The organism is Lentzea sp. NPDC036955 (genome assembly GCF_055608005.1).
Map to the genome: position 1 here is coordinate 53,004 of NZ_JBVJRC010000014.1, position 14,832 is coordinate 67,835.

6 protein-coding genes are annotated in these 14,832 nt (G+C 73.1%); 5 read left to right on the forward strand and 1 reads right to left on the reverse strand.

Features of this window, described 5'->3' with window-relative positions; genetic code table 11:
- The first annotated feature begins 18 nt into the window (after window positions 1–18).
- Together ACZ7CF_RS37470 and ACZ7CF_RS37475 are read left to right on the forward strand one after the other, a co-directional pair.
- Window positions 19–723: a type VII secretion system-associated protein gene (locus ACZ7CF_RS37470; protein WP_470372034.1), complete on the forward strand. Its 705-nt coding sequence runs from the start codon at window positions 19–21 to the stop codon at window positions 721–723.
- 419 nt (window positions 724–1,142) lie between these two features.
- On the forward strand, window positions 1,143–1,643 hold the full coding sequence (locus ACZ7CF_RS37475; protein ID WP_470372035.1) for a hypothetical protein: 501 nt from the start codon (window positions 1,143–1,145) through the stop codon (window positions 1,641–1,643).
- 33 nt (window positions 1,644–1,676) lie between these two features.
- Here ACZ7CF_RS37475 and ACZ7CF_RS37480 read toward each other — a convergent pair whose 3' ends face one another.
- Complete coding sequence (locus ACZ7CF_RS37480; RefSeq protein ID WP_089919718.1) at window positions 1,677–2,336, reverse strand: helix-turn-helix transcriptional regulator; 660 nt, start codon at window positions 2,334–2,336, stop codon at window positions 1,677–1,679.
- Window positions 2,337–2,713: 377 nt separating this feature from the next.
- Between ACZ7CF_RS37480 and ACZ7CF_RS37485 the strand changes: the two genes are divergently transcribed.
- From ACZ7CF_RS37485 to ACZ7CF_RS37495, 3 genes are read left to right on the forward strand one after another with little or no spacing between them, the layout of a single operon-like run.
- The gene (locus ACZ7CF_RS37485) at window positions 2,714–3,127 is read left to right on the forward strand and encodes a YbaB/EbfC family nucleoid-associated protein (protein ID WP_360388218.1); all 414 of its coding nucleotides are present in this window, start codon (window positions 2,714–2,716) and stop codon (window positions 3,125–3,127) included.
- Window positions 3,128–3,132: 5 nt separating this feature from the next.
- Window positions 3,133–3,600, forward strand: a complete 468-nt coding sequence (locus ACZ7CF_RS37490) for a hypothetical protein (RefSeq protein WP_360388220.1) — start codon at window positions 3,133–3,135, stop codon at window positions 3,598–3,600.
- 49 nt (window positions 3,601–3,649) lie between these two features.
- Window positions 3,650–14,782, forward strand: coding sequence for a protein-glutamine glutaminase family protein (locus ACZ7CF_RS37495; RefSeq protein WP_470372036.1), 11,133 nt, complete (start codon window positions 3,650–3,652; stop codon window positions 14,780–14,782).
- Window positions 14,783–14,832: the final 50 nt, after the last annotated feature.

Consider the following 14,832-nt stretch of genomic DNA (forward strand, 5'->3'; position numbering starts at 1 on the left):
GGGACGAGGATGGAGAACATGACCGAGAGCACCGAGGACACCAGGGACAGCGGGCCGCTCGAGAACTGGTTCCTGCTCATGGACCCGGCGTGGGCTCCGTCCGAAGAGGACGAACTGCCGCCGGCGCAGGCCGTCGTCGGGCTGTGGCCGGTGGAGGCCGACGGCCGCGTCGGCCGGTTCCGGGCCAACCCGGACTACGTACCCGCCGACGAGCACTCGCCGACGGACCCGCTGGACGCCGTGCTGAGGCTGGTCCTGCACGGCGGCGCGGAGGTGGAGCACATCCAGCTGATGCTGCGCGACTGCCTGTTCGACATCGCGCTGAACGGGGACGGCAAGCCGCTGGTCGTGCAGTCGCCGGACGACATCGCCTGCGTCGTCGTGGCCACCGCCGAGCCGCACCGCAGGAGGGTCAGCTCACCGCAGTGGCGGCGCATCGACCTCGACGAGCTCGTGATGCTGCTGGCCGACGGTGTGGACGTGCTGTTCAACCCCGGCGGCCCGGCCTCCGTCCGGCTCACCGGCGACTTCATGCGCGAGACGTTCATGATGAGCGACGACGAGGTGTCCGCCGTCCACGACAGGTTCCGGCAGGAGTCGGGCGTGCGCGTCGTTCCCTGGGGGCCGGGGCAGGACGAGACGCCGGCCGAGCAGGACTCCGCCGCACCGCGGTTCAGGACGGAGGCGGAGGCACCGGTCGCTCCGGAGGCGCGGCGGTCGTGACCGGGGTGCGGGAGGACCGGTTCCCGCTCGCCGGCTCCGCGTGGTCGCGAGGAGGTGACTGCGTGCCCGGCCGGGCGGGTGGCTGCTCGGCGACCTCCGCCCCGTCCGGTTCCGCCGCCGGCTCGCCCACGGGTGCGGCTCGCGGGCCTTTCTGCTGCTCCGCGGCGCAGCGCCGGAGCAACCGGGGGTCGATTCCGCTGGGCGACACGGTGTCTCCGTCCACTGACGAGCCTCTCCTCACGCGCCCCGCGGCGCGGCCTTCGGTGCAGCTTTCGGAGGCTGGAGGGGCCGATCACGACTTCGGGTCTCGTTTGGTCCTTCGCCGCCCGTTAGCTTGATCTTTCCGCGCCCGGCAGACCCCGGTCAGCTCGTGCGGCGGACGGAAGAGGTGAGAGCACGCGCTGCGAGGAGACGAAGCGGTGAACCGTTGGGACCGATGTGGCGACGAAGGCATGATCGGTGTGCTGTCCGGGGGTGAGGTCGAACTGCTGCGGTCCCACGCGGACGGGCTCGTCCTGATAGCGGAGCGGTGGCTGGCCCGGTGCCGGTGGGTGGACGGCAGCACCCGCGGCTCGGGTCGCCTGGTCGCCGACGAACCGGTGTACGACGAGCGCATCACCGCGATCGTGCGCGAGCACGTGCCCGCGGGTGCTGCCGACTGGGAGATCTCGTGGTGGGCGCCGGTGCACCTGGCGGAGACCGCGGAGGCGGCACGGCGCGTCCTGCGCACGCTGCCGGAGTCCGGCGGCGTGGTGCTGCTCGAGACCGCACAGGACGTCGACGCCTGGTGCCGGCTGATCGGCGACGTGCTCGCCGCCCTCAACCCGTGCGGCGACTGCTGCGAGGACGGGCCCACGAGCGCTCAGGCGTGGCTCGAGTCGTTGCTGGGGCCACTGCTGGTCGGCGTCACGGCGTTGTGACCGCGGACGGCGGGAGGCCGTCCGCGGCCGGTCTCAGATGAGGCCGTGGCGCAACGCGTAGGCGACCGCGTGGGCGCGGTTGCGCAGGTTGAGCCTGCTGAGCAGGTTGTGCAGGACGTTCTTCACGGTGCGCTCGGAGTAGATGAGCCGCTCCGCGATCTCGGCGGTGTCGAGGCCGTCCGCGAGGAGCCTGATCACCTCGGTCTCGCGCAGCGACAGACCGGCGAGGGTGAGGTCGCGCGGCCCGAGGGTCGTCTCCTGCAGCTGCTTGAGCCCCCGCAGGACGTTGCCCAGCTGCTCGGCGGGCAGGTCGCCCCGTCCCTCGCGGGCGTCGGTGATGGCGCGCAGCAGCCTCGTCCTGGCCGTGGCTTCCGCGCGCGGCACCAGCACGACGAGTCCGTGCTCGATGGCCGTCCACAGCTCCGCCTGGCGGAGCTCGTCCGCGATGAGGACGAGGCGGGACGTGCCGGGCTGGAACGCCTCCTGCAGGCAGTCGTCCGCGACGGCCACGGTGACGTCGGCGTTCTGCGGGTCCGTGACGATCTCGATGCCGGGCGTCGGCCGCAGCATCGCGAGCAGGCCCGATGCGATCAGCGGGTCCGAGGCGTGGACCAAGACCCGGATGGCCGTGCGGCTTGCGTGCCCTGGTGCCAGGGGGCGCCGGCCGTCCGGCCAGGCGGTCTGCGAAGTCATGTTCACAGGAGACCGTGCGAGCCACGCGGAAGGCCAGCGAGAACGGGGGGCAGGTTTGCGAAACGACAAAGCTGCCTGTCGACCGCCGGTGCCTGCCGGTGCCAGGACGCGGCTGCCGGGAAGCTCGAACTTACCCCTGGTCCACCGGGTGGGGACACGGCTGTTTGCAGCCATATCACCGGGAAGTAATCGATCTCTCGACTCGAACTCTGCCTTCTTGAGGGCCGCGTCTCAATCGGTACCGCCGCATCGGGTGCGTTTGGGCATCATGCGGTTCCTTTCAGGTTCGGAACCGGTCCGTTCGGGGGCGGACGCTCTGCTTGTGCCCGTTTACTGCTGATGTCCGGTCACGGCGAGCAGGCCGAGGGAGGCGTGCGGTGTCCTATCCCCAGTCCGAACAGGTCGAGCAGCTGAAGAGCCAGTACGAGCGGCAGTTCGCCGAACTGCGCGAGACGCAGCGACGGCTCAGCGAGCTGTCGTGCACCGTCACCGCTCCCCGCCGGGTCGTGGCGGTGACCGTCGGGCACGGTGGCGTGGTGAAGGACGTGAAGTTCCCGAGCGGCGCCTACAAGCGCATGACACCGGCAGAACTGGAGTCCGCGGTCCTGAAGACCATCACGGACGCGCAGCAGCAGGTGGCGGACGAGGCCGCGGACGTGATCGCGCCGACGCTCCCTCCCGGGGTCGACGCGCGCAAGCTCTTCTCCGGGGACGTGGACCTGCAGTCGCTGCTGCCTCCCACGCCCGAGCTGCGCCCCACCACCCGTGACGTCATGAACATCAGGGACTGAGCGCGATGATCAAGTCGGAGAACCCCGGCGAGGACGCTTCCGGTGACGAGCAGAGCGGAGGCGGCAGCAGCAGGCCGGCCCCGTTCAACCTCGGAGACGGGTCGGGGCGGATCTCCGTCGACACCGACCAGCTGAACCGGGGTGCGGCGGGCTTCGAGTCGGCTGCCGACCGGTTCCGCCACTACGCGAACAGCAACAGGGAGCTCGCCTCCTACGCGCCGTTGCCGTCCGGTCAGGGCGACGAGAGCTGGAACGCGTTCGCCCCCAAGTACTACAAGCGCTCGGAGGAGTACCTGAACGGCCTCGCCAGCCTGGCGAAGGCCATCGGCGTCATCGCCGGCAGCGTGAAGCAGTTCAGAGCCTTCTGCGTGGGCACGGAGGAGAACGCCACGGACATCTCGCTGAAACTCAAGGATGCGATGGGCCCCGGGAACGCGCCCGGCCAGAAGCCGGACGGTGACGGCCGCCGCTGACACCGCTGCTGCTGCTGCGAGGATTTCGACGGACGTCTGCTGAGGAACGGTGAGCCTGCACTTCGATCCGTCGTTCGACTGGCTCTGGGTCCTCGTGGCAGGGCAGCAGGCGCCGAAGGTCGACGTGGCGGCCACGCGTGCGCTCGCGCAGCACTGGCTGGACAGCGGCCGGACGCTGCAGGAACTGGCGGACGGCGTCGCGCAGCTGGTGAGCTCGGTCGAGCACGCCATCGGTGGCCGCGCAGGGCGCGCGTTCCGCGAGCAGGTCACCCGCGTGCTCGGCCAGGTCCCCGGCATCGCGCTGATCGCCGGGGCGCAGTCGAGCAGCCTGCTCGACCTCGCGCTGAACGTCGAGCACTCCGTCTACGCGATGATGGTGGAGATCGCCTTCTTCGCCGCGTCGATCCTGTGGGCGCTGTCGAGCCCTTTCACCGCGCCGCTCGTCCCGTCGTTCATCACCTCGGCGCGCATCGCCGTGCAGCAGATCTCGATGCGGCTGCACTGGGCCATCCGGTTGATCGGCGAGGCCGTCGAGGGCGGCGTCGAGGAGGTCGTGCAGGACGCCATCGCACAGCTCTCCCAGGTCGCCGAGGGCAACCGCCACCGCTGGGACGGCACCAGCTCGCTGATCAGCTTCGTGGCCGGTGGCGCGGCGGAGGGCCTCGCCGGCGCCATGCACCTGGGCGCGGGCCGGTGGAAGCCGCGCGTCGAGGACACGGCAGCGTTTCACGGCGCGGCGGAGGCGGTCGCCGACGTCGTGGTGGGCGCCGGTGCCGCGGGGGTCCTCGGCGGCAGCCTGAACGACCTGTGGGCCGGTGCGGTGGGCGGTGCTTTCAGCGGTGCCGCCGCGAAGAAGGCGCACGACGCCGGGGACGCGATCGACCGGCTGGTCAACGGGGACGCGGTCAAGGTGCCCGTGCCGGGGGCGATCGGCGATGCCGGAGGTGCGCCGGCGAACGGGCCTGTTGCCGAGGAGGACGCGCCTGGTTCTGTGGCGGAAAGGAACCTGTCGGCGACCGATGGGGCCGGGACGTGGGCAGGCGGAGGCGCGGCTCGTGGTGCGGTTCCGCCGGGGCGGAAGGGCGGGACGTCTGCCGGGGGAGGCGTTCACGCGGACGGAGGCGCGCGAGCGTCCGGAGGCGGTCGGCCGGGTGCCGTGACGGGCCCGGCGTCCGGGTCGATGCGGAACGGTGGCGCCGACGTGCCGCTCGGTGGGCGGGTGGCGCCTGTACGAGGCGGTGTTCCCGCCGCGGTCGGGGTTCCGCGGGATGTTCCCGCCGGTGGGCCTCCCGCTGTGTCGGGGACCGGGAACGGGCCGCAGGCCGGACCTGCCAGCGGGTCTTCTCCGGCCGAGTCGTCTTCGGCGGTGGTGGCTCCGGCAACCGGGTCGCCTTCGGCGGTGATGGCTCCGATGGCCGGCTCTTCTGCGGCGGTGGTGCGTCCGGCGGCGGGTTCGTCTCCGGCGGTGGTGCCTCTGATGGCCGGGCCCTCTGCGGGGGTGGTGGCTCCGGCAACCGGGTCTTCTCCGGCGGTGGTTCCGGCGGCGGGTTCCTCTCCAGCGGTCGTGCCTCTGGCAGCCGAGTCCTCCGCCGCGGACGTGCCGTTCACCCCGCAGACGTCGCCCGCCTTGCGGGACGAGGTGCGGACGGCACCGATCACCGGTGGTCAGGACGCTCCGCTGGGAGCGCAGCCGCGTGCCGAACACGGACTCACCGCCTCCCCGCCGTCCGGGCAGCCGGCTGCGGACTCCTCCGCCACCCACCCGGCGGCTGTGAACGACCCGCAGTCCGCGCCGTCGGCCCAGCAGACCAGCGACGACCGGCCCAGCGGACGCGACGTCGCCGCGGGGCAGGTCTCCGCGAACGAGACACCACCCGTCGAGACCGGGGGAACGGCCACGGGTTCCGGCGGCCGGGTCACCGCCGCACTGCCTCCGAGCACGGAGGTGCCACAGGCACCGGGCCAGGCCCCGGACACCGTCAGCCAGGCCCCGGACGCCGTCAGCCAAGTCGTGCGCGCCCAGACGCCCGTGGCACCGGAGCAGGCCACGGACATCGCACACCGGTCCGTCGTCTCCACGCTGGAGCAGCCCGCCGTCAACGGCAGGCGGTTGCTGGTCGAGCTGCACCGGCTCATGGAGGTTCCGGGCGCGCAGGACAGGTCGTACCAGCTGGCGCAGGCGCTGTCCGCCGCGCACGAGGACGGGCGGCTGTCCGGCGCCGACTACGAGCGCGCGTTGCAGGTCATGGGGCGGGTGACCACGTTCCTCGCCGACCCCGCCGCCGAGATGCCCCTCGGTTCGATCGCGGTGGGCCCGGATGCCGACCCGGCCGAGCTGCCGTCGGTGCGGGAGCTGGTGCGGGAGGTCGACGCCCGTGTCCAGCGCCAGGACTTCGAGGGTGCGGTGACCTTGCTGGACGGTCTGGGCAGGGACCCCCAAACCATCAGGGTCGTCGAGGACGCCTACTGGGACGAGTTCCGCGAGGACCTCGGCACCGAGCTGCGCCGACTGCGGCCGGACGAGTCCGCCTACGTCGACCACCTGCTGGGCGACGTGATCACGGACCCCGTGTCGCGGGAGCAGGCGGACGCGTGGTTCGCGCAGCTGCGCGAGCTGACCTTCGACGACCACCTCTTCGGCGAGCGGCGCCTGCCCCACGACTACGCGGACGACGGCTGCACCTACCGGGCCCACCGGATGGCCGTCGCGCTCCAGCAGCGGGGAGCCGACCCGCGCAAGGTCGTCATCGGGGGACCGGGGCTGGGCACGGCCGAGGTCGAGTGGGACTTCCACATCGCCGTCGCGGTCGCCGTGGTGACGCCGAACAGTCGCGAGTGGGTCGTGTTCGACCCGTCCGTGAACGCCGAACGGCCGTTGAGCATCGACGACTGGGCTCGTGCCGCGGGCGCCGACATGGTTCGGCGGTACCAGGGCACCGCCGAGGCGGTGCAGCAGCAGCTGATGGACGACCAGCGGAACTTCCCGGCGAGGTGGGACGACGGCCATCCCGTCGACGTGCCGGTGCTGGTGCTCACCGACTCGCACGTGTACGGCTTCCCCGACCTGGTGGGCCCGTACGACACCTCGTGGGCACACGCCGACGCCGAGTCGCGGGCCGCCATCGTCGAGATGCGCGAGTTCTACGCCCTTGCCGCCGAACGGCGGGTGGACCGCGCGCTCGCCGACATCGCCGCACGCGTCGACCTGGAGACAGCCTCCGGTGCCGGCGTGTCCATCGACTTGGTCCACGACGCCCTGTCCGCTCTCGCGGAACGCGAACCCGTCGGCGTGAGCGGTCTGTTCGACCGGGAACCCGAGCCGCTGCGGCGACTGCTCCACCTCCTGCCCGACCACGCCGACGCCATCGAAGATGCGGTGACGCCCGGCGGGGCACTCGACGCCGGAGCGCAGCCGGAGCGCACGGGCGTGGTGCAGCGGGGCCGCATCCGCGCACTGCCCGGCCACGACGCGGTCGAGAGGTCGGCGTTCGAGGTGCGCCGGTTCGCGACCGGGGACGGGCCGGTCACCGAGGTCACCGTCCGCGTCGCGCTCGACCCCGAGGGGCGCCACGACGAGGCGACGCGGGAGGCGTTGCTGCGCAGCGCTCAGGCCGGTGTGGACCGCTACTTCAACAGCGGACGCGACGGGGGGCCGCTGCGCAGACCGGACGGTGAGCCGCTGTGGTTCCGCCTCCTGCCCGCCGACGGGACGTCCGCGGTCCACCACGTGGTGACGATGGACCCCGGCCGCCTGGTCGACCAGACGAACTGGCACCCCGGTCAGTCGCAGGAGCACAGCGCGCACGAGTTCGGCCACATGCTGGGGCTCGTCGACGAGACCACGAACCAGGGTGGCGGGCTCGACGTCAGCGGAACGCTGATGGGCCGGTGGAGCCCGGACGCGGTGCCCGCAGGCGGTCTGCGCATGCCGCGGCGGTTCACCGACGTGCTGGACCTGTTCATCGGTGACGTGCCGCTGGACGACTTCGCCACGGTGTTCCCCGACCGCCCCGTCGCCGGCCTGCCGCGGCACACCGTCGTCCCGGCGGCGCCGCGGCCGGAGTCCGAAGGGGAGGATGCCGGCGCGGAACTTCGCAGCGCCCTGCCCGAGCAGGGCGGCCACACCGCGGCACCGCACCCGCTCGTCCCGTCGTCGTCGGTGCTGTCGAGCGTCGCCGAGGTGGACCGCTTGCCGCAGCAGTGGCGGCAGCTGCCACCGGAACGGGTCGCGTCACTGCGGACCCTGGCGGCGCTGACGGTGAACCAGTTCGCGGTGCCGGGGTCGCGGTTCCAGCTGGCCTACGACGAAGTGGTGGAGCTGGTCGCGTACCGGCTGTACCAACTGGAGGAGGGCCTGCCCCCGGGACAACCGGTCCGTGCACTCGCCGAACAGCTGGCGCGCGAGGCCGGGCTGAAGCCCGCGCTGAGAGGCGGAGCGTCGAGGCCGCGGCGGGGAACGAGCCTCCTCAGCCCCGCGGAGGTGCACCGGGCACCCGGTGGTCCTGGCAGTCCGGCGGGACCGGGCAGGCGGAGGTCGGTGCGGCACCGGCGTGGCACGAGCCTGTCGACGACCGGTTCCTGGGTGACGGCCGCGGAGGAGGCGCGCGCCTGGCGGGCGCAGGTCGACCAGCCGCAGGTCGACGGGGAACCGGACTTCGCTCACCTGCGCAGCGCGCTGCGGGACCAGCTGCGGGAGCTCGGCGAGGACTCGGCGGAACTGGGCCGGTGGGTCGACGTGACGTTCTCCGACGCGAAGCTCAAGCAGCTGGACCGCTCGCTCGAAGGCATCCGCGAGGTGTGGGAGGACTTCGAGGTCGAGGTGCACGCGCTCGGCATCGGAGCACCCCACCACCACGCCGTCAGCACGACCGCGGACCTGACGAGGTCCGAGACGGTCCGGCAGGTGGAGGACGTCACGTCGGCCGAGGTGGTCTCGACGCCGGTGAACCCGGTGCAGGGATCGGTGCCGGCCGGGCCGGTGACCGTGTCGTTCTCGGTGCAGGGCGTGCTCGGCACCGCGTCGGAGCGGCGCACCTCGACGACCGCGACGACACGGGAGACCGTGGAGATCACCCAGGCGGGCGCCAGGGTGACCCGGACGTCGCACGACGTGCACCACCGCCTGCGGATCCAGCCACCGAAGCGGCACCTCCACCGCGAGCGGCCGGAGCCGGTGGAGTGGAAGCAGTCGGTCACGATGACGTTGTCGTGGCCGCAGCTCGGTTCCGCCCCGAGCGAGCAGGGCGACCCGCCGCCGGAGAGCCCGCTGACGGCGAGCCCCGCGCTGAGCTACCCGGACCTCGCCGCCACCCCCGACGCCCTCGCGAGGGCGCGCAGCCACGCTGATTTCGAACGTGCGCGCGACGCGCTCGAACACGTCCGGTTCGTCGGCATCGACACGGTCTTCAGCGCGGTCAAGTCCTCGCTGCGGCTGTCGGGGTCGCACCAGGAGATCACCCGGCTGGAGAGGTGGCTCGACGACCTCGGACCGAAGCAGGGCAAGCGCCTCGTCACCGGCGAGCAGGTCGAGGAGACGTTCAGCTTCCCGGGGCACAAGCCCGTGAAGATCGTGGTGCGCCAGGGGAAAGCGCTGGAGGGGCAGTCGTCCGCAACCGGTCTGGCGCAGACGGCCGCGCGGTCGCTGGGACGCACCGTGGCGGCGGGTCACCGGCACTCGGTGGTCGCGGCGGGCACCCACGAGGCCGGGTTCGAGCTGGGGGTGAACGCCGGTGAGGAGCTCGCCGGCCTGGTCGGGGTGAAGATCGGGGCCGGTGTGTCCTGCAGCCGGGTGAACCAGAACCTCTCCGAGCGGGTGTCGCAGGTGCGGCACGAGCTGACCGAGCGGATCAAGGGCGACTTCGTCGACGACACGATCAGCTTCCCGTTCCTGGTGGTGATGGCGGAGGAGGGCAAGAGGTACCGGCTGGCAACGTTGTCATCCGACGACGCGCACCGTTCGTTCGGGTTCCTCCGACGTGAGGACAAACCGCTGGTGGCGTTGCACGTCGAAGCCGCTGCGGTGTTGCTCTTCTCCCCTGTGGACAGTGACAGCGGCAACAACGTCGGTGCCCGTGACGAGCCGGCGCCCGCGGGGACGGTTCGGGCCGCCGGCGCGCGGGACCGGTCCGGGCTGAGCGCGGACGAGGTCGCCGGCTACGCGCGGAGCCGGTGGAAGCTCAGCGACGTGTCCCGTGAGGCGGTCATCAGCCGGGTCGTGCGGAGGCTCTACGCAGACGGGGTGGTCTCCGGCGCGCAGGACGCACGGGACGTTCAGCGGAGTCTGCGGGACGCCCTGGTCGACGACCCGAGGGCGCTCTTCGGCGGCGACCCGAAGCGGATCTCCTTGCCGGGGGCCGAGAAGGACCTGTTCCTCGGCGGCGTGGTCGCCCCTGGTGGTGGCGAGTACGTGAAGAAGGCGTCGACGAAGGAGCTGCAGGGGTTCGTCGCGACCAGCGAGACGACGAAGCTGACGGCGGAGCGGACGCGGTCGAAGGGCTTCAAGGTCGCGGTCGAGGGCGACGCCGGGCCGGTCGAGCTCGGCGGCACGGCCGGCGTGACGCGGTCCGAGCAGCGGCGCGGCCAGATCAGCGAGACGATGGAGGAGGAGCGCGCCTGGACAGGGGAGGACGTCCCGGTCCACCTCTACCGGCACCCGGCGGAGATCGAGGTGCGGACCGGCACCGACTGGTCGGACCTGGACCCGCCGATGACGTGGTCCGAGCGCCCGGACCCCGCGGCCGACGCGGAGCTCCGGACGGGCATCGCGGCGGAGCTGGAGATCGCGGTCGCCCAGCGACCGGGTCGTGCGGTGGACGCCGGACCGGTCGAGCCAGGGACCGAGAGCGACTGGGTCGACGCCGGGACCCGGCCGGGCGGTGCTGCGGAGTTCGAGCGGGCCGCGGACCTGCCGAAGCGGTTCGAGGTCGACTCGATGGCCGCGATCACCCGCCTGGGCGCCGAGACCGCCGGGCTGCTGGCGGTTCCCGAACCGGAGGGCTCCCGCGCCAGGGCCGAGGAGCTGGCGAAGAGCCGGCTCGTCGGCGCGCGTCCGGCACAGCTGGGCAGCTCCGGCGAGGACGACGCGCAGGACGTGTCGCGCCGGGCGCTGGAGCAGTGGGTGAGCTGGCAGTCGCGGCAGGGCAGGCTGGGGCTCGCCGAGGGACCCGGCGACGAGCTGCGGCTGGAGAACTACAACGGCGACAGCGGGTTCGCGCCGCTGGAGCTCGGCAGCCGCAGGATCACCGGCACGGCGACGTTGACGAGCACCTACGGCAACGCCCGGATCATCGGTGTGGACGAAGCCCACGAGTTCACCCGCTCGAACGCCACCCACACGACGGTCGAGTCGCACCGGCAGCGGCGCACCGGACCGAACGCCGGGCTCACCGCGAAGGTGAAGCTGGGGGAGGTGGCCACGGCCGAGGCGAAAGCCGCGGCCTCCTACCTGCGCGGACCGGAGACCACCGAGACCACCACCGTGGACGCGCGCACGAAGGTCGCCTGGGTCGAGCGCGGCTACCTGGTCGAGTTCGACGCGCGGCACCGGCTGACGACGTCGGCCCGGCACACGTGGACCGGTCCGTTCGGCGATCAGCACGACGGTCCGGTGGCCGGCGGCGACCGGCGCAAGTACGTGCCGCGGGCCGTCACGCTGTGGATTCCGGCGAGCGAGGTGCCGAGGATCGGTGAGCTCAGCCGGCACGACCTCGACCACGTCCTGCTGCCCGACGACCTCCGGGCGTACGAGGCCGCGCACAACGCGGACGCGGTGACGCCGCCCGCGACCTCGACGAGCGAGGCCGGCATCGAGCTGGGGATGCCGGAGCCGCTGCGGCCGGACTTGGCCCTGCGGATGGTGCGGGACCTCCGGGACCTGCTGCGCGACTACGAGCAGACCATCACCGATCCCAAGGTGCGCAAGCAGTTCGCCGGGCTGCACGACGAGATGGTGCAGGCGTTCGGCAGGCGGCTGGAGCTCGGCGGGGACCAGGTGCTGGCCAACGTCCTCAACGGTGGTTCGCCGATCTTCGGCGAGCGGCTGGGGGAGTCGGGCAAGCTCGAACAGCTGGTCGTCGTGAGCGCGCAGCGCGTCGACGGCGCGGACCTGGGCGTGGAGGAGGCCTTCCTGGTCGACTCCGAGGTCACGACGACCCGGCGGTCGAGCGGGGGCGAGCGGTCGGAGTGGACCGGGTCCGCGGGCGTGGCCCTGCCGCCGTCCATTCCGAAGTGGATCGGGTCGGTGGTGACCAGCGGCCTGGTCAACCCGGCGGTCGAGCTGGCCGCGGCGGCCCGCCGCGGGCAGGACGACCGGGTGCTGTCCCGGACCACCGTCGGCTACCGGTGGTCCGGTCAGGCGCGACGGCACGGCCACGGCATGCGGGTGACCGTGCAGGTGCGGCCCTGGGCGCGGTCGGGTGTCTACCGCAGGCACCTGCCCGGGCTGCGGCAGACACCGGTGCGGGACATGCAGGTGCTGCCGGGCTTCACGCTGGAGTCGGCCGTCCAGACGCCGGTGCCGTCCGTCCTGGACCTCGCCAGGACGCCGCTGGAGACGATCGACACCCCGTTGAGCGAGCTGACGCACGGCACCGGCCTGCCCGTCGACGCCACGATCAACGCCACGCCGTTCCACGCCGAGGGGCTGCACGCCCGGCTCGCGGAGCTGTTGCCGGAGCTGAACGCGGGCCGGGCGAACGGGCTGCTCGTGTCCACGACCGCGACCCAGCTGGCCGCCCGCTTCGTGGCGGGTCTGTCGCCCGACGGCTACCAGGTCGACGTCGGCAGCAGGACCGTGTCCACGGCGAAGATCACCTTCGACCTGGGCAGGCGGCAGCTGTTCGGCCCGATCCCCGGTGCGTCGTTGCGCAAGACGACGGCGGAGGGGACCGGCCCGGTCGTCACGACCGAGGAGGACGTGACCGGGAAGGCCGCCCTGCTCGCCGGTCCGATCGCGGAGAACCTCATCGGCACGGGAGAGGTCGAGCGGACGCTGGCCGCCTCGCGGTACGCCTCCCGCGAGGCCGAGCCGGTTCCCGCCGAGGTGCGGCAGGACAGCGCCTACCTCGTGCTGGCGGAGCTGCGCCCCACGCTCACGCTCGGGTACCGGGACGGGAGGACCTCCGCCGCCGTCGCGACCGGGCAGAACGGCGTGGACGGCGTGGACGGCGAGGTCTGGTTGCAGGTCGACCTGGCGGGAGCGCGCGCACTCGGCTTCACACCACCCGGCGCCGGCACCGGCCAGAGCGCTCCGCCCGCCGGTCAGATCTCGCCCGCGACCAGTCGCCCGCAGCCCGACGCGGACCCGCGGCACCGGACCAGGCTGACCTCGGCGTACCGCGACGCGACCCGCGGACGTGCCCGGTTGTCCCTGTCCGAGACCGATCTGGCGGACTGGGCCGGCGAGGTGGTCGCGCTGTCGTCCGGCGCGGTCGAACAGCACGACCTCGCGGACGGCACGGCGGAGCTGGTGCGGAACCTGGACGACGCGCTGGGGACCGTGTCCGGCACGGCTCTGCGCGACCAGGTGCGCGCGGTGCTCAACGACGCCGTGCTCGCCGCCACGGTCGTACCGGTCCGTGCCGGTGGTGCCCGGTCCGGTGACCACCGGGCAGTCCGGCCGCTCAGTCCCGACCGGCTCGTCCACCTGCTGACCGACGTGGCCCGGCACCTCGAACAGGGCCACGACCCCTTCACCACCGAGGGGTCCCTCCTGCACGGGATCTCCTACCCGGTGGGCGCCCCGGTGCAGTCACGGCTGGCGGTGCTCGCGACGGTGAACCTCACCGGCCCGGCCCGCGCGAAGGTGCTCGGCGACCCGCTGTTCACCGCGTTGCTCGGCAACCCGGACGCGCTCGCGGAGTCGCTGTTCGCCTCGGCCGGGCACGAGCCCCGGCACTTCCAGACGACCGGCGGTCCCGCCGCGGTGAACATCGCCGTGCGGGACCGGGCGCTGACGATCGTGTCGATGCTGCACGCCGGCGACGCCGTCGTGAGTGCCATGGCGGCCGCGCTGCCCGCCACGTCCGTCGACTTCCGCACGCACCGGGACCGGCCACTGGGCCGCGTGCAGGGCAGCCGCGTGCGTGACCGGATCGCCTTCGCGCGAGAGGAGTTCGCGGACATCCGGACGCGCGCCGGGGAACTCGCCGCCGCCGCCGCGGACCAGCACCCGGCGGCCTGGCGCGAACTGACCGACCGGTGGTCGAGGACGATGCAGAAGCTCGCGGCCACGGACCTCACCGGGCCCCGGCTGCCCGTGCTCACTCCCACCGCCGCGCCCGGTCGCCCGCACGTCAGCGGGCTCGGCGCCGCGCTGAAGCTCGTCGACCTGCCGGTGCGCCGCAGGCAGCAGCCGGAGCTGGCGGGGTACCTCGCCGCGCTGGGCGCCGTGCTCGCACCCGAGCCGGGCGGAACGGCCTTCGGGGGCGGGTTCGCCGCGGCTGCGGGGGAGCGCATGGTCCCGGTCTCGACGAAGCTCACGACCGCCCGGTCGCAGTACGGCTTCTGGTCGTGGCTCGCCGCGGGACCGGGGCAGGTGCTGCACGGCGGGAGCAGCGCCGTGCACATCAGGGCGGTCCGGCTCGACGGCAGGAACCTGGTGGCGCTCGGCGACCCGCGGCGGGCGGAACAGCGCCTGCACGCGCTGCCCGAGTTCGGCGACCTCGCCCACCGCCACGGCTGGTCCGCGCCCGAGTCGGTGTTCGCCGGCGACGCCGCGTTCCACCGGCACGAGCGGCTCAGCGTCGACCTGCCCGCGGCGAGCGCGGTCCGCGTCGACGCGGGCGTGTTCGTCGGGGCCGACCCGGACGGCCCGCTCTCCACCGCGGCCCGGTACCTGCCCGCCGAGGACGACGTCGTGGCGCTGGTGCTCGACCGCGGCGTCGCGCTCGGTGCGGACGACGTGCGCCGCGTGCTGCGGGCCGCCGGGTGGAACGGCGACGAGGCGGTCCGGCTCTTCACCGCGCACGACGACGTGAACCCCGGCATCGATGCCGCCGACCTCGCCGCGCGGCTCGGCGTCGCGGTGACCCGGCCCACCGCCGACGGCTGGCGCTGGTACTGGCCGGACGGGAAGCAGAGGGCGGGCACGTGTGCGCTGGAGGTGCCGGAGGAGGTTGCGGAGCGGTTCGGGCTCCCCGCGCCGCAGGACGCGGCTGTTCCGGTTCAGCAGCCCAGGCGGTAACCCGAGAACGGCGGGGGAGATTCTGCGTGGTCTTCCGGGAAATTCACTGA